The organism is Stenotrophomonas sp. RG-453 (assembly GCF_033843685.1).
In the GTDB taxonomy this organism is placed as follows: Bacteria; Pseudomonadota; Gammaproteobacteria; order Xanthomonadales; family Xanthomonadaceae; genus Stenotrophomonas; species Stenotrophomonas bentonitica_A.
On record NZ_JAMYED010000009.1, the window covers coordinates 95,851 to 111,180 of the forward strand.

Genomic DNA, 15,330 nt, shown 5'->3' on the forward strand with positions numbered 1-15,330 from the left:
AAGCGGCCGGCCCGGGGAGCGGGCCGGCGCGGGCGCCTTACGGGCTGGTGGTCTTCTGCTGCATGGCGATGGTGACGATGCCCTCGTAGGTGCCGCCCTTGGCGATCGGCGCCTGGTTGGTCTGCGCGATACGCAGCGGCATCGGGATCGATGCGCCCGGCAGCGCGCCGTCGAACAGCTCCGAGGCGGCGAAGTCCTGCGCGGCCACGGTCAGCGCCTTGCCGTTGAGGCTGACGGTCAGCGGCACCGGGGCGCCGCTGCCATCGGTGTTGAGCAGCTGCGGCGTGCTGCCGACGCGCACTTCGATGTCCTTGTCTTCATCGTTGGAGTAGACGCGCACCTGCTGCGACCACGGCACCAGACCAGTGACCGGGTTGTGGACCATGTTGACGACCGAATCCAGCGCGGTGCCATCGGCCTTGAGCAGGGCCAGGGTCGGGTCGACATTGGCCCAGACCTTGATGTCGGCGTCGAAAGCATTGGCGGACAGGGAGACAGCGGCCAGCGCAGTGGCCAATGAGAGCTTCTTTAGCAGAGTCATTGCGTTCTATCCTTGCGAAGTGATGGAGGAGACTGACCGCAGCGAGAGATGCCGAAGACCGGCAACCGCGGGCAGGACGCAACACTAAAGATGCAAGCTGCAGCGCACCATGCAACAACTTGATAAAAACAGGATGTGTGCATCGCGTGCTGGTCGTTAAGACTTGCGGGATGGCGTCCGCCGGCCAAGCGGCAGATTTCCGATCGACGCCAACGAACAACGCTCACCGCCGGGACCTCCCCCCGGCGACAACCCGACCGACTGTGCGTAATCAAGCAGCGCATAGTCCGAGTGCAGGCCCAGGCGACGCATAGCGGCGCCCTTCTGCCGGCTGATGGTACTTATCGTCCGCCGATGGATGTCGGCGACATCCTTGACACTCAGGCCGTGTGCGAGAAGCCGGACCACCTCTGACTCACGGGCGGTGAGCCCAGCACCACGCTGCACTTTGCACCTCAGGCGCTGCTCCAGCACCGGCGCGAAGTAGCGCTCACCTGCGAGCGCGGCGTCGACCGCCTCGATCAGCACCGGCAGCGCGCTGGTCTTGTCCAGGATGCCGCTAACGCCGAGCTTGGCTACTGCACGAAGAATCTGCTCGTTGCTGAAGGTGGTGATTACCAAGATGGGCAGCCCGGGATAGTCGCGGCAAATCGCAGCGAGCATGCGCACGCCATCCGGGCGACGGCTCCATGGCATTGACAGGTCGGTGATGAGCAGTTCGCAGGCGCGGGTGGCGAGCAACTCCTCCAGCTGCTCGGGATCGGCCGCTTCGCCGATGACCTCGAAGCGCGGGTCTCGCGAGAGGATCGATTGAAGCCCGGTTCGCACGACCGGGTGGTCGTCCGCAATCACTATGCGTTTCATGACGTTGCCTCGAGAAGGGAATCTGCACAGACGCGTCGATCTGCTCTTCCGCTTCCCCAAGCGACGAGCACGCATCCGTACTGCCTGCTAAAACGCAGGCACGAAGCTGCAGCACCGTATCAGCTTCAGTGTCTACGCGGCTGATCGGCACCTTAAGCGAGGCGACGGCCGATTCTCTATGAACCAACTTGCATAAATTGGTTTCTGCGCGCTCTATCGCAGTTGGCGCGGCGGAGGCTGTTGGCCCTGTTGATCGGTGTGATTGGATCGAATCACCCGGTCTGAATTACCCGCGGAGTGTGGCGCCGCCATCCACGTAAACGTCGCTCATGGCAATGTGCCCCGCCTGGTCGGAGAGAAGAAACATGACGGCGTACACAATGTCATCCGGGCGAGCGAGTTTCTGTAGGGGAATCCCGGCCTTGTATGTCTCCAGACTCCCTTGGATCACACGTTCTGCGCCCTGCTCGTCTGCCCACATGCCCGTCTGCATCGGCGTCAGGGTCGACCCCGGGGCGACGATATTGCAGCGGATGCCAAGCGGTGCGAGCTCCAGGCCAAGGCATCGGGTGAACATGGTCGAGGCAGCCTTGGAGGCCGCATAGGCGGCCATGCCGTGGCGCGGTACCCCAGCCGCGTTGGAGCTGACCGTGACCAGGGCGCCTTTTCGACGCGGCGACATCACCCGTGCCAGCGCACGGGAAACATGGAACACGCCGTCCGTATTCACCGCGAAGACCCTGCGCCATTGCGCATCGTCCGTCTCGGCGACGGTACCCGTCTGCAGTACCCCGGCGACGTTGATGCCGAAGCCGATCGCGCCGATCTCCGCTTCGATCCAGCCAACCAGTGCATCCACGGCAGCCGAGTCGGTCACATCCAGCGCGTTGGCGTAGGCCTTGGGCTGCCCTGCCTCATCCGCGATGACCGGTGCCACCACATCGGTGGCGATCACGGTGCAGCCGCTCTGGCGCAGCTGTTTGACCAGGGCCGCGCCAATGCCACCCCCGGCGCCGGTCACCAACGCGATGGTGTTGTTGAAGCCGGTGAGTTTCATACGGGCATCTTGAGGCGGCGGTCCCATTGCTGGAGCCGGTGATTGAGATGAAGGGCGAGCTGGGCGACCGCGTCGCGCCCGGTCAGTTCGGCATGCAGGAACGGAAGTTCGAGCGCCTCAAGGTGAACGGCGTAAGGCTGCCACAGCCGCGACTGCAGCTGCGGCCGGGCAAGATGGTCGCGCCCGGCGCGGACGTGCAGCAATGGACCGTCGAAGTGGCGGTGATGGTGGGCGCGGATCAACCGGTTGGTGCCAGTGACCGCCCGCACCACGCCATCAAGCACCGTATCCGGCAAATTGCCCAGCGCGCTGTCGCCACGACGCAGGAAGCTGAGGATGCGCTCGCGGGTGTCCAGCTCGGGATGGGCATCGGGATCGTGCCCGGCGATGGCGAGCAGCGCCCGCACTGCCGCGATGGGGTCCGGCTCCGGCTCAGCCCGCCAGCACTCGCTGGGGTAGGCATCCAGCAGCGCAAGCAGGCCGACGTCGCGGCCGCGCGCACGCAGGTGGACCGCCATCGCCTGCGCCAGAATGCCGCCCACCGACCAGCCCAGCAGATGCACCGGGCCCGGCGTGTTCAACGCCAGGATCCGGTCCACATAGCTGGCAGCCAGGGCATCGATGGTCGTGGGCATGGGCTGCTCCAGATCCAGGGCGGGCGATTGCAGCCCATGCACGTCGCGGGCGGGTGCCAGCGCACGCGCGAGGTCGCGATAGTTCCAGGCGATGCCTCCCGCGGGATGGATGACGAACAGCGGTGGTAGCGCGGCATCGCCGGTGGCCAGCTGGATCAGTGGCGCGAGGCCATGATCGGTCGCGGCCGGTGGCGCATCGATGCGCGCCGCCAGACCGGCGACCGTTGGTGCAGCGAACACCGTGCCCAGGCCCAGATCGCAGCGCCAGCGCTGCTGGATCGCCAGCAGGAGGTGAACCGCGCTCAGCGAGTCACCGCCAAGTGTGAAGAAGTCGGCCTCGATGCCGATGGGGCCCTGGATGCCGAGCGCCTGCGCGAACAAGGCAGCAACTTCGCGCTCGGTGCTGGTCCGGGGTGCGACACCTTCCGTGCATGCCTGTGCGGGGGCCGGCAAGGCATTTTGGTCCAGTTTGCCGTTGGCTGTCACCGGCCAGTGATCGATGGCGACGAAGGCGGACGGCACCATGTAGTCCGGCAGCGTTTTGACCAGGTGCTCGCGCAGCGCCGCTGCATCGGGCGCGCCGATGGGCACATAGGCCACCAGCCGGCGCTCGCCTGGGCGGTCCTCGCGCAGGAGCACCTCGGCCCGGGTGATGCCGGGCGCGGTACGCAGCGCGGCATCGATGTCCCCAAGTTCGATGCGCAGGCCACGCAGCTTGACCTGGTGGTCGCTTCGGCCCAGATACTCCACTGCGCCATCGTCGCGCCAGCGCGCCACATCGCCGGTGCGATAGAGGCGACCGCCGTTGACAAACGGATCGGGCAGGAATCGTTCGGCGGTGAGGTCGTCGCGCCCCAGGTATCCACGGGCCAACTGCACGCCGCCGAGGTAGAGGTCGCCCGCCACGCCCGGGGGCAATGGCTGCATGCCCGCATCGAGGATGTACAAGCGGGTGTTCCATACCGGATGGCCGATCGGCACCGGGCGCGACGCGTCGTCCGCGCTGGCCGGCCAGAAGCTGACATCCACCGCGGCCTCGGTCGGGCCGTAGAGATTGTGCAGCTCGGCGTGCACGCGTGCATGGAAGCGGTCGCGCAGATCGGCATCGAGTGCTTCGCCACTGGTGAACACGCGGCGCAGCTGCAGACCGTGGGATGCCGGTGCCGCGAGGAAGGCCTCCAGCATGGACGGCACGAAATGCAGGGTGGTGATGCCCTGCGCGCGGATCAGCGCGGCCAACAGGAGCGGATCGCGATGCGCCTCGGGTGGCGCGACCACCAGGGTGGCACCGGTGATCAGTGGCAGGAAAAACTCCCACACCGAGACATCGAAGGTGGCCGGTGTCTTCTGCAGGATGCGGTCGTCCGGCGCGATACCGTAGTGGACGCGCATCCATTCCAGGCGATTGACGATGGCGCGGTGCTCGATCAGCACGCCCTTGGGTTCGCCGGTGGAGCCCGAGGTGTAGATGACGTAAGCCGCGTCGCCCGGCGCCGGCTGGGTAGCCAGGCGGGTGTCGGTGGCCTGCGACCACGCCGCGGGGCTGAGGACAGGCGCAGCACCGAACCGGTGGCGATCCTCGGGCAGTGCCAGCACGCACACGGGCGCGGCAGACTGCAGGATGCGCGCGATGCGCGCGTCAGGATGAGCAAGGTCCACCGGCAGGTAGGCACCGCCAGCGCGCTGGATGGCGACCAAGGCGACGATCAGCTCCAGTGACCTGGGCAGCGCGACGACCACGCGCGATTCGCGGCCCACGCCCTGCGACTGCAGCTGCACCGCCAAAGCCCGGCTGCGCTGTTCGAGCTCGCCAAAGGACAGGTTCGCCTCGCCGAAGACGACGGCGATGGCGTCGGGCGTCTGCGCCATGCGCGCGGTGATCAGCTCCACCAGGCTGACATCCGGCGCCGGATGATCGGTGGCGTTGACGTCGTACAGATAGCGCTGCTGTTCCGCTGGCGTGGCCAGTGGCACCGTGCTGAGCGCCTCACCCGCGGCCTGAGCATCCAGCGCGGCCGCGATGAAGTGCAGCAGGCGCGCGGCGTGCCCCTCGATCTGGGCGGGCGTATACAGCGCGGGGTTCGCCTCGATTTCCAGATCCAGCACGGCCGTGCCATCGCCCCGGAAGCCCAGGGTCACATCGTCCACCGGACCGGTGCACAGCACCTCCAGCGACGCCTCCACACCAGACAACTGCAGCGGCCGGTAGAACGGCTGCACATTGACCAGCGGGCCGTGCAGACGCCGCTGGCCGCCGATCAGGCCGAGGTCACGGCGCAGCTGCTCGCCACGGTAGCGGCCATGTCGGCGGCCGCGCATCAGGCGCAGGGCCACCTCGCGGACCAGATCATCGACGCTGCCCTGCGTGGCCGCCAGCCGCAGCGGCAGCACATTCATCACCATCGCCGGCACGCGCGCGGAGACGCTGCCCAGCCGACCCATGAAGGGCACGCCGATGATGGCCTCGGCTTCGCCACTGATGCGGCGGGAGTATTCGGCGGACAGCGCGGTCAAGACATCCGGCCACGGTTGGCCGATCCGCGTGGCTGCCTCCAATACATGCTGGCGCAGTGCTGGTGCCATCGGCGTCACGAAGCGGATCGCATCCGGAGCGGCCGGGGCGATGCCTGCGCCAAGGCCTGCGGCCGCCGGTGCAGCGGCCATGGCGTCCTTCCAGTACGCGGCATCGCGGACGCGGCGCTCGCCGTCACGATACTGTGCATCTTCGTCCAGCACCGGCAGCAGTGGCGCCAGCGTGCCGTCGTCGTGGGCCTGCGCATATCGCGTGCAGACCCGCTCGGAGAACAACGCCATGCCATAGCCATCGGCGGCAAGGTGATGCACGCGCAGGTACCAGACGTACCGGCGGGGACCCAGCACGAACAGCCGCTGCTGGCTGAGTCGGTCGCGCGCGGGATCGACCGGCGTCAAGCGGTCACGCTGCATGGCAGCCTGCGCCGCCTGCTGCGGGTTGGCATGCGAGGACAGATCAACCACTTCCAGCCGCGGACGATGCTGCGCGTCGATCCACTGCACCGGTGTGCCCTGCCCGCCCTCGGCGATGCGCAGCGACAGTGCCTGCGCTTCGAGCGCAGCACCGTCCGCGGCGCGTGTGAAGGCGGGGACATCCAGCGCCCCCTCGATCCACACCGCGTGTGCGGTATTGAAGGCCGGGTTGTCCGGCGCAAGACGCTGTGCATACCACAGGCCTGCCTGGGCCTCGGTCAGGCCGCGCGCCTGTGGCCACGCCGCGTCGGGCACCGCACTGGCATTCATGCGTCGGCCGTGCCCCGGTTCTGCAGGCGCTGCACCACGCTCCACCAGCCGCCAAGGGTGGCGTGCTCGGCCAGATGGCCAAACTCCAGCGCAATGCCGGTGTTGCCCCAGGCCAGCACCAGCCCGAGCACCCGCATCGAATCCAACCCGAGGTCCATCAGGTTCTCATCGTTGCCGATGTCCTCCGGCGCTTCGCCAAGCATCTCGGCGACATCGGCGCGCATGCGCTCCAGGGTGAGTGCGGTCATGCGAGCGTCTCCAGCAGGTGATCGGTGGTCATCGGGATGCCGCAGGTACGGGCGATCCAATGCAGGGCCAGGTCGTGGTCGGCGCGCGAGAAATCGGCGACGGCATCGGCAGCGATGAAGCTCTCGATGTCGCGCTGGAAGCCTTCGGCCACGGTGGCGGTGCAGCCGATGTGCGCATAGACACCGGTGACCAGCAACTGGTCGCGTCCACGGGCGCGCATCATCGTTTCCAGGTTGCTGCGCTGGAAGGCGCTGTAGCGGTGTTTGACCAGCACATGGTCGCCCGGCTGCGGTGCCACCGCCTCGATGATGGCTTCGTGCTCGTCGGTTGCGGACATGCCCGGGCCCCACAGATCCGCCTGCAGGCCGCGATCGCAGCGGTCCTGGTGGCCGCGCTGCGCGGTATAGAACACCGGGATGCCACGCGCACGGCAATGCGCGAGCAGGCGCGCGATGTTGGCCACGGCGGGGGCCAGCGGTGCGGTGTCCGGCGCGAACGCGGCCAGGAAGTACCGCTGCATGTCATGTACCAGCAGCGCCAGGCGCTCGCTCTGCGGCTGCCAGGCGCCGCGCGCGGTGGGAAGCTCGGCCTGGGTCGGCAGGGGGTACGGTTGGATCGTTGGCAGCGCCATCAGCGCGTTTCTCCTGTCTGTTGCATGAAACGTTCGCGCAGCTGGGCACGCAGCTCGCGGCGGCTGATCTTGCCGACCGCCGTGGTGCCGAAGGCATCGACGAACACGATCTGGTCCGGCACCTTGAACGCGGCCAGGCCGCGGCTGCGCACCCAGGCCTTGAGGCTGGCGGCCTTGGTCGGCTCGCCCTGGGCAATGATGAAGGCGCAGCTGCGCTCGCCAAGGTACGCGTCGGGAATCGAGACCACGGCCGCATCGAACACGCTGGGGTGCGCGAGCAGATGGTCTTCGATTTCTTCGGCGGAAATCTTCTCGCCGGCCCGGTTGATGTGATCGCTGGCCCTGCCCTGCACGACCAGATAACCGCCGGGCAGGCGCTGCACCATGTCGCCGGTACGGTAGAAACCGTCCTCGGTGAAGGCGCGCGCATTGGCCGCCGGGTCGTTGTGGTAGCAGCGGATGGTGTACGGGCCGCGGGTGAGCAGATGCCCGGTCTCACCTTCTGCGACGGGATGACCGTGGTCGTCGACCACCAGCACTTCATCGTCCTCGCTGATCGGGCGGCCCTGCGTGGAGACGATGATCTCTTCGCTGTCGTGCAGACGGGTGTAGTTGACCAGGCCCTCGGCCATGCCGAATACCTGCTGCAGCGTGCAGCCCAGCCCGGCGATCACCCGGCGCGCCGCTTCCGGCACCAGCTTGGCGCCGCCAACCTGCACGACCTGCAGGCTGGAGAGATCGTGGGTGGTCGTGGCAGCGGCCTGCGCCCACAGCAGCGCCAGCGGCGGAACCAGGCCAACACAGGTGACCCGCTCGCGCGCGATCAAGCCGAACGCGGTCTCCGGGCCCGCACCCGGGCTGAGCACTACCTTGCCACCGGCGTAGAGGGTGCCGAAGAACCCCGGCGAGCTCATTGGGAAGTTGTGCGCGGCGGGTAATGCGACCAGGTACACACTGTCCCGGGTGATGCCACAGATCGGGTTGCTGGCGCGGAACGAATACAGATAGTCATCGTGCGTGCGCGGGATCAGCTTGGACAGGCCGGTGCTGCCCCCGGAGATCTGCAGGAACGCGACCGCCTGCGGATCCGGATCGGGCGGCAGCTGTTCAACATCCCCGGCCAGCGACGCCAGCGTAGTGAACGCCGCGGCGTCACCGGCGATGATGATGTGCTGCACGTCAGGCACCTGCGCCTGCAGTTCGCGGGCCAGGGTGCGGTAATCGAACCCATCGTAGCTGGAAGCCGTGACATAGGCACTGGCCTCGGCCTTGCGGGCAAAGTGTGCGACCTCGGTGATGCGGTGCGCGGGCAAGGCATAGACGGGGATAAGGCCGGCACGGAAAAGCCCGCAGACCACGGTCACGAATTCGGGCACGTTGCCGAGTTGGACCACGACCCGGTCGCCCGGGATCAGGCCCTGCGCGAGCAGTCCGGCTGCGATGCGACCCGCCTCCTGCCACAGCTGGGCATAGGTGAGGCGCGTATCGCCGCCGACCACCGCGATATCACCGGCGAAGCGCTCGGCGCGTTCGCGCAGGAAGCCCGGAAAGGTCTCGCCGCGCCAATGGCCGGCCGCGCGATAGCGCGAGACCAGGGCCGGCGGCCATACCTGGCGCAGCGGCACCCGGGAAGAAGAGAAGGATGTGTTCATGGACAGCTCCCGCACATCAGAAAGGACGAACGTCACGGACGCCGAGCGCGGTCAGCAGGGCCATGAACTTGGCAGCCGTTTCGGCCACCTCGAGATCGGGCTGGGACTCGGCGACGATGCCGGCACCGGCATACAGGCGCACTTCGGTGCCCTGCACGCGAGCGCAGCGGATCGCCACGTACCAGTCGCCATCACCTTGGGCATCGGTCCAGCCGACAGCGCCGGCATAAAAGCCCCGCGCGACCGGCTCGGCCTGGCGGATCAGCTCCAGCGCGGGCTGGCGCGGCGTGCCGCAGACCGCCGGGGTGGGATGCAGCAGCGCGACCAAGGCAGCCGAGGACACCGCAGCATCCTTCAGCGTGCCGTGGATGCGGGTACCGAGATGCCACATGGTGGCAGTGGCGTGCAGCGTCGGCCGTGGTTGTGCCTCGACCTGATGGCAGAGCGGCGCGAGCGCGGCCACGATGGCCTCGACCACATGGCGGTGCTCGTCATGGTCCTTGGCCGAGGCCAGCAGCGTTTCCGCGGCACGTGCATCCTCGGCAGGGTCGGCCGAACGACGGGCCGAGCCGGCCAGCGGATGCGACAGCACGCGGTCACCGCGCTTGGAGACAAGCAGCTCCGGGGTGGCGCCGACCAGCCAGGCCGGGGCGTTGCCGCGTCCCGCGGGCACTGGTACCACGTACGTCGCCACGCTCGGGTCTTTGCCCAGGCGCGCGGCAAGTACGCGCGGATGCAGCGGCTGCGCGGTGGTGACCCGCAGGCTGCGTGCCAGGACGACTTTTTCCAACGGGCTGTCGCTGCGCTGCAGCTCCGTGACAGCAGTTGCTACTGCCTGCGCGTACGCCTCCGCAGACGGTTCGGCGAGCACATCACCGACCAGCGTCGGCGTTTCCACACGGACCACTGTGGGCTGGCCGGAGACCTGATCCGGCTGATACAGCGCATGGCCCTGCTCCGGATCAAACGGCACCGCGCCCACCAGCAGGCGCGGGCCGGAGCGCGGTGCGGCAAAGAACGTGGCCACGCGATCGGCCAGCGTGGCGGTGGCGCCGGACGGCAGCCGCGCACGCACACCCTGCGCTTCCATCGCCTGCTGAGGGCTGCGCAGCAGGAAATACGGCGCGTCAGCCGTGTCGAGCGTGGCGGTGTCGGCCATCTCATCAGGCACGCCGGTGGCGAGCATTTCGTTCATGCCGCACCCCGCGTGCGATGCAGGGCCGCAGCGGCCGCCAGGATCAGCAGTACCGCGCCAACCAGCAGGTACGGTGCACTCGGCGACCAGCGATACAGCAGTGTGCCGATCATCGGCCCGACCACCATGCCCATGCCCTGCACCGAGGCCACGGTGCCCGCCGCAGCGCCCTGTTCGTGCGCCTCCACCGAATCGGCCGCCAGCGCCTGGAAATTGGGGAACACGAAACCCATGCCGAACGCGGCGATCGCGTAACTGGCCAGCAGCTGCCACGGCACGCTGACCAGCGCCACCGACGCAAAGCCCAGCCCGGAGATCAGCGCCCCGACCAGGATCCAGCGCGTCGGGCGGATGTCCTTGAGCTTCATCACCAGGCCCTGCGCGAAGATCAGGCCGACACCGACCGCGGTTAGGGCCAGCCCGGCCATGCGCGCGCCGTTTGCCGGGGAGAGCTGCAGCCGATCAATCGCGAAGAAGCCGACCGTCACCTGCGCGACCGTGACCGAGATCATCGCGGCGAACACCGCCAGCAATGGCAGGCGCAGGCGCGCATCGCCCAGACCGAGCGTTGGTTTCGGGCCGGTGTGCGTCGGCGCGACGGGCGGCGTATTCGGCAGGCGCCACCAGATCATCAGCAGCGACAACAACGGCAACAACGCTGCCACATACAGGGTAAGCGAGAGATTCTGGTAGGCGATCCAACCGGCGGCGGCCGGGCCCAGCACCATGCCCAGCGCATTGGCGGTGCCAAGCTTGGCCATCACGCTGCCGCGCTGCCCCGGGGCGGCCTGGTCGGCAATGATGGCGGCAGCAGTGGGTGGCACGGCAGCGTAGAACAACCCGACCAGGGCGCGCGTGCCGACCAGGACCAGCACGGAGATCCAGATCGCTGGCGGTGAGGTCAGCGCTACATCCACGAACACCGCCAGCGCCACGTAGATCACCGCGTAGGCCGCCAATGCGATCAGCAGCACGCGCTTGCGCCCGATGCGATCACTGAGTGCGCCCCAGCGGCGCGCCGACAGCATCCACAACACACCGGCCGCGGTGACCGACAGGCCGGCATGCCACTCGGCCAGGCCCAACACCCGCACCACCGGGCCGATCACCGATACGAACGCCATCATCGCCATGGTGCCGAGCAACGCGGCGGAAACGAGAGCGGGCAAACCGGAAACGACAGGACGTGAAGACATTGAACACCACAGCCAATAAGAAGTTGAACCACGCGGTGCGCCGACGCGCGCGCGGTTCTGCCATCCGGTTGCGAACGCATCACCGCCCTGTGATCCATCAAATGATAACGGCTCGCATTTGCGTTTGATAGTGCAATCTGTATCGCATGTTCAGGTCCGCAGGCGACACCCCCTGCGACAAAAAAGCACTACATATTCGGTTGACGAGTCACCTCCACCCCACTATGTTGTGCCCATCGGCTCCCCGCTTCGCCAGGCCCGGTGCATCGCCGCAACGCCGCGCTGCTGTTGAGCGCCCCGTTGCGCCCACCTGACCGGCGCCTGGAAGCACGGCCCGTCGCCACCGATGTGAGCCAGCGGCGACGTATTCCTGCACCCGCAGGGCCTGCCCACCAATCACGCCTTCTGTCCGGCTGCCGCACGGCTCTGCCGCGCTGCCTGCTGGTCTCTGCGCCCTGCATGGAGAACGCATGAACACCGACGACACCGTCGCTTCGACCCTCACCCCGCCCACCGACACCGCCCTTGAGGCCGCCACCGGCACTGAAACGCTCTGGATCACCAAGGAAGGCGGCAATCGACGCATGCCCTTCGACCAGACGCGGCTAGAGCGCACGGTGCACAGCGTGCATGCCGAGTTCCCGCAGCTGGAGGTGGCCGACTATCTGCGCAGCGTGCTCGGGCAGATCGCCCGGCGGCAGCAGCTCAGCGCCGATGAGATGGTGGACCTGCTGATCCGCGAGGCCGAATCACGCATCGACCTGACCGCGCCGGACTGGGAGCACTTCGCCGCCCGCCTCTACCTGCGGCGGCTGTACAAGCGCGCCAGCAAGAACCGCTTCTACGATGCCACGCTGAAGTACGGCTCGTACGTGGGGCTGCAGGAAAGCCTGGCCGACCGCAACGTCTACTCGATCGACATCCTCAAGGCGTATTCCAAGGATGAACTGGAGGAAGCCGGGCAGATGATCGAGCCCGAGCGCGACACGCTGTTCGCCTACAACGGGCTGTACCTGCTGGCGACCCGTTACCTGGCCACCGATCAGTCGCGTGCGGTGTACGAGCTGCCGCAGGAACGCTGGCTGACCATCGCGCTGTACCTGATGCAGCACGAACACGAGCATGGCGAACGCTCGCGCCGCCGGCGCATGCTGCTGGTGCGCGAGGCCTACTGGGCGCTGTCCAACCTGTACATGACGGTGGCGACGCCGACCCTGGCCAATGCCGGCAAGGTCGGCGGCCAGCTGTCCTCGTGCTTCATCGACACGGTGGACGACAGCCTGCAGGGCATCTACGACTCCAACACCGACGTGGCGCGCGTCTCCAAGCACGGCGGTGGGGTGGGTGCGTACCTGGGCTATGTGCGCTCGGCGGGCTCGGCGATCCGCGGCGTGGCCAATTCCTCCGGCGGCGTGGTGCCGTGGATCAAGCAGCTCAACAACACTGCGGTGAGCGTGGACCAGCTCGGCCAGCGCAAGGGCGCGATCGCGGTGTACCTGGATGTCTGGCATCGCGATATCGAGGCCTTCCTCGATCTGCGCCTGAACAACGGCGACCAGCGCCTGCGCGCGCACGACGTGTTCACCTCGGTGTGCCTGCCCGACCTGTTCATGGAAGCGGTGGAGCGCCGTGGCGACTGGTACCTGTTCGATCCGTACGAGGTGAAGCGGATCAAGGGCTGGTACCTGCAGGATTTCCACGATGAGCAGCGCGGCCAGGGCAGCTTCCGCGAGAAGTACGAGGAGGTCGTGGCCGATGAACGGATCAGCCGGCGCACGATCAAGGCCATCGACCTGTTCAAGCGGATCATGGTGAGCCAGCTGGAGACCGGCAATCCCTTCATGTTCTACCGGGACGAAGTGAACCGGAAGAACCCGAACAAGCATGCCGGCAGCATCTACTCCAGCAACCTGTGCACCGAGATCCTGCAGAACATGAGCCCCACCCGCATGATCCAGGAGATGATCAGCGGCGACCAGATCGTGACGACCAGACAGGCCGGCGATTTCGTGGTGTGCAACCTGTCCTCGATCAATCTGGGCCGTGCGGTCACGGCCGCACCGGACCTGCTGACCAGCGACGTGCTCGAGCGCCTCGTGCCGATCCAGGTGCGGATGCTGGACAACGTGATCGACCTCAACCAGCTGCCGGTGCCGCAGGCGACCATCACCAACCGCAAGTACCGCGCGATCGGGCTGGGTACCTTCGGCTGGCACCACCTGCTGGCCCTGCAGCAGATCGAGTGGAACTCGTCCCAGGCCGAAGACTACGCGGACAGCCTGTACGAGCGCATCAACTACCTCACCATCCAGGCCAGCATGACCCTGGCCAAGGAAAAGGGGCGCTACAGCGCGTTCGTCGGCAGCGAGTGGCAGAACGGCGAGTACTTCCGCGCCCGTGGCTATGACAACCCGGCCTGGCGCGAACTGGCCGCGCAGGTCGGCGTCAACGGCCTGCGCAATGGCTGGCTGATGGCGGTGGCCCCGAACATGAGCACCGCCCAGATCGCCGGCTCCACTGCCTCGATCGACCCGGTGTACGGCGCCTTCTACTACGAGGAGAAGAAGGACTTCCGCCGGCCGGTGGCTGCGCCGGACCTGTCGCTGGAGACCTATCCGTACTACGAGAAAGGCGCCTACCGGGTCGACCAGTTCGCCAGCATCCGCCAGAACGCCCGCCGCCAGCGCCACGTGGACCAGTCGATCAGCTTCAACCTGTACGTGCCCAGCACCATCCGCGCCAGCACCCTGCTCGCGCTGCACATGAGTGCCTGGCGCGAAGGCCTGAAGACGACCTACTACGTGCGCTCAAACGATATCGACATCGCCGAATGCGAATGGTGCGGGTAGGCGCATCGCATTCGCGCTGACGCTCCCATGGTTCGCTGTGCAAACCATGGGCCCCGCATTACAACCACCCAGACCCCCGCCGCTTCGCGGCCGCCCCCTGACTCAGGGGGCTCTGCTCCAGGACACACCCCCATGGCCATCCCCCTCGAACGCATCAAGATCCTCGAACCGCGCCACCCCAACCGCTCCACCGGCATCATCAACGGCCGCACCAGTGGCATCCTCAACTGGAACGACATCCCCTACCCGTCGTTCTACCGGGCGTACAAGGAGCTATCGACCAACTTCTGGATTCCCGACGAAGTCGACATGAAGGGTGACGCGCGCCAGTACGGCGAGCTCAATGCCCGCGAGAAGAACGCCTACGACTCGATCATCGGCCTGCTGGCCACGCTGGACTCGCCGCAGACGCGCTTCATCTACAACGTCGCCGAGTACATCACCGACCCGGCCGCGCACGCCAACGCGGCGATCATCGGCCAGCAGGAAGTGATCCACAACGAAAGCTACAGCTACGTGCTGGCCTCGATCGCCGGCCTGGCCGACCAGAACCGGGTGTTCGAGATCGCGCGTACCCACCCGACCATCCTGGCCCGCAATGCGCCGATCATGCAGTCCTACGATGACTTCATGCGCGAGAAGACCGCCGAGACGCTGATCCGCGCGTTGATCCAGTCCTCGATCCTGGAAGGCATCAACTTTTACTCGGGCTTCGCGTTCTTCTACAACCTGGTCCGCCAGAACCGCATGACCGGCACCGGCAAGATCATCAGCTTCATCAACCGCGACGAGCTGGCCCACACCAAGTTCATCAGCGAATTGATCCGCGCCATCATCGGTGAGAACCCCGCGCTGCAGGGCGAGCAGCTGACCGCCTACGTACACGAGGCCTTCGAGCACGCCATCCAGCTGGAGACGCGTTGGACCGGGGAAGTGCTCGACGGCATCGACGGCATCGATGTGGACGAGATGATCCGCTACGTGAAGTACCGCGCCAACAAGATGGCCGGCATGCTCGGGATCGAGAAGCTGTACAGCGAGACCAACGTCAACGTGATGCCGTGGATCAAGGCCTACGCCGACAACTTCACCGAAACCAAGACCGACTTCTTCGAGATGCGCAACGCCAGCTACAAGAAGACCAATTCGGACAACGGTTTCGACGATCTGTAAGGACGCATGCCG

General features: G+C 66.9%; 11 protein-coding genes. 2 read left to right on the top strand and 9 right to left on the bottom strand.

The genetic code is table 11. The features are described 5' to 3' along the window. Nucleotides 1–37 precede the first annotated feature (37 nt). The 9 genes from NJD74_RS16820 to NJD74_RS16860 all read right to left on the bottom strand — a co-directional run bounded on the left by NJD74_RS16820 (nt 38) and on the right by NJD74_RS16860 (nt 11,296). Complete coding sequence (locus NJD74_RS16820; RefSeq protein ID WP_319624627.1) at nt 38–541, bottom strand: CS1 type fimbrial major subunit; 504 nt, start codon at nt 539–541, stop codon at nt 38–40. 156 nt (nt 542–697) lie between these two features. Beyond that, nucleotides 698–1,405, bottom strand: a complete 708-nt coding sequence (locus NJD74_RS16825; RefSeq protein ID WP_319624628.1) for a response regulator transcription factor — start codon at nt 1,403–1,405, stop codon at nt 698–700. A gap of 286 nt (nt 1,406–1,691) precedes the next feature. Further along, nucleotides 1,692–2,462: a 2,3-dihydro-2,3-dihydroxybenzoate dehydrogenase gene (locus NJD74_RS16830; protein WP_070473984.1), complete on the bottom strand. Its 771-nt coding sequence runs from the start codon at nt 2,460–2,462 to the stop codon at nt 1,692–1,694. Next, nucleotides 2,459–6,373, bottom strand: coding sequence for an amino acid adenylation domain-containing protein (locus NJD74_RS16835; protein ID WP_319624629.1), 3,915 nt, complete (start codon nt 6,371–6,373; stop codon nt 2,459–2,461). The genes NJD74_RS16830 and NJD74_RS16835 overlap by 4 nt, the downstream gene beginning before the upstream one ends. Then, nucleotides 6,370–6,621, bottom strand: a complete 252-nt coding sequence (locus tag NJD74_RS16840) for a phosphopantetheine-binding protein (protein WP_070473980.1) — start codon at nt 6,619–6,621, stop codon at nt 6,370–6,372. The genes NJD74_RS16835 and NJD74_RS16840 overlap by 4 nt, the downstream gene beginning before the upstream one ends. Next, nucleotides 6,618–7,253 carry an isochorismatase family protein gene (locus tag NJD74_RS16845; RefSeq protein WP_319624630.1) on the bottom strand — a complete coding sequence of 212 codons (636 nt, stop codon included), beginning with the start codon at nt 7,251–7,253 and terminating at the stop codon, nt 6,618–6,620. The genes NJD74_RS16840 and NJD74_RS16845 overlap by 4 nt, the downstream gene beginning before the upstream one ends. Next, nucleotides 7,253–8,905, bottom strand: a complete 1,653-nt coding sequence (locus NJD74_RS16850) for an AMP-binding protein (protein WP_070473976.1) — start codon at nt 8,903–8,905, stop codon at nt 7,253–7,255. Before NJD74_RS16850 ends, NJD74_RS16845 begins: the two co-directional genes overlap by 1 nt. A gap of 16 nt (nt 8,906–8,921) precedes the next feature. Further along, nucleotides 8,922–10,100, bottom strand: coding sequence for an isochorismate synthase (locus NJD74_RS16855; RefSeq protein ID WP_070473974.1), 1,179 nt, complete (start codon nt 10,098–10,100; stop codon nt 8,922–8,924). Continuing rightward, nucleotides 10,097–11,296, bottom strand: a complete 1,200-nt coding sequence (locus NJD74_RS16860; protein ID WP_319624631.1) for an MFS transporter — start codon at nt 11,294–11,296, stop codon at nt 10,097–10,099. The genes NJD74_RS16855 and NJD74_RS16860 overlap by 4 nt, the downstream gene beginning before the upstream one ends. A 470-nt stretch (nt 11,297–11,766) precedes the next feature. Here NJD74_RS16860 and NJD74_RS16865 point away from each other — a divergent pair, with 470 nt between their 5' ends. Together NJD74_RS16865 and NJD74_RS16870 are read left to right on the top strand one after the other, a co-directional pair. Further along, nucleotides 11,767–14,145: a ribonucleoside-diphosphate reductase subunit alpha gene (locus NJD74_RS16865; protein ID WP_319624632.1), complete on the top strand. Its 2,379-nt coding sequence runs from the start codon at nt 11,767–11,769 to the stop codon at nt 14,143–14,145. 132 nt (nt 14,146–14,277) lie between these two features. After that, entirely contained in the window at nt 14,278–15,318 is a 1,041-nt protein-coding gene (locus NJD74_RS16870; protein ID WP_070425230.1) for a ribonucleotide-diphosphate reductase subunit beta, read from the top strand. Nucleotides 15,319–15,330: the final 12 nt, after the last annotated feature.

Bases quoted from the DNA above. Each gene is read 5' to 3' on its own strand.
- NJD74_RS16830 (WP_070473984.1), bottom strand. From the start codon at position 2,462: ATGAAACTCACCGGCTTCAACAACACCATCGCGTTGGTGACCGGCGCC.
- NJD74_RS16865 (WP_319624632.1), top strand. From the start codon at position 11,767: ATGAACACCGACGACACCGTCGCTTCGACCCTCACCCCGCCCACCGAC.
- NJD74_RS16850 (WP_070473976.1), bottom strand. From the start codon at position 8,905: ATGAACACATCCTTCTCTTCTTCCCGGGTGCCGCTGCGCCAGGTATGG.
- NJD74_RS16820 (WP_319624627.1), bottom strand. From the start codon at position 541: ATGACTCTGCTAAAGAAGCTCTCATTGGCCACTGCGCTGGCCGCTGTC.
- NJD74_RS16840 (WP_070473980.1), bottom strand. From the start codon at position 6,621: ATGACCGCACTCACCCTGGAGCGCATGCGCGCCGATGTCGCCGAGATG.
- NJD74_RS16860 (WP_319624631.1), bottom strand. From the start codon at position 11,296: ATGTCTTCACGTCCTGTCGTTTCCGGTTTGCCCGCTCTCGTTTCCGCC.
- NJD74_RS16845 (WP_319624630.1), bottom strand. From the start codon at position 7,253: ATGGCGCTGCCAACGATCCAACCGTACCCCCTGCCGACCCAGGCCGAG.
- NJD74_RS16835 (WP_319624629.1), bottom strand. From the start codon at position 6,373: ATGAATGCCAGTGCGGTGCCCGACGCGGCGTGGCCACAGGCGCGCGGC.
- NJD74_RS16870 (WP_070425230.1), top strand. From the start codon at position 14,278: ATGGCCATCCCCCTCGAACGCATCAAGATCCTCGAACCGCGCCACCCC.
- NJD74_RS16825 (WP_319624628.1), bottom strand. From the start codon at position 1,405: ATGAAACGCATAGTGATTGCGGACGACCACCCGGTCGTGCGAACCGGG.
- NJD74_RS16855 (WP_070473974.1), bottom strand. From the start codon at position 10,100: ATGAACGAAATGCTCGCCACCGGCGTGCCTGATGAGATGGCCGACACC.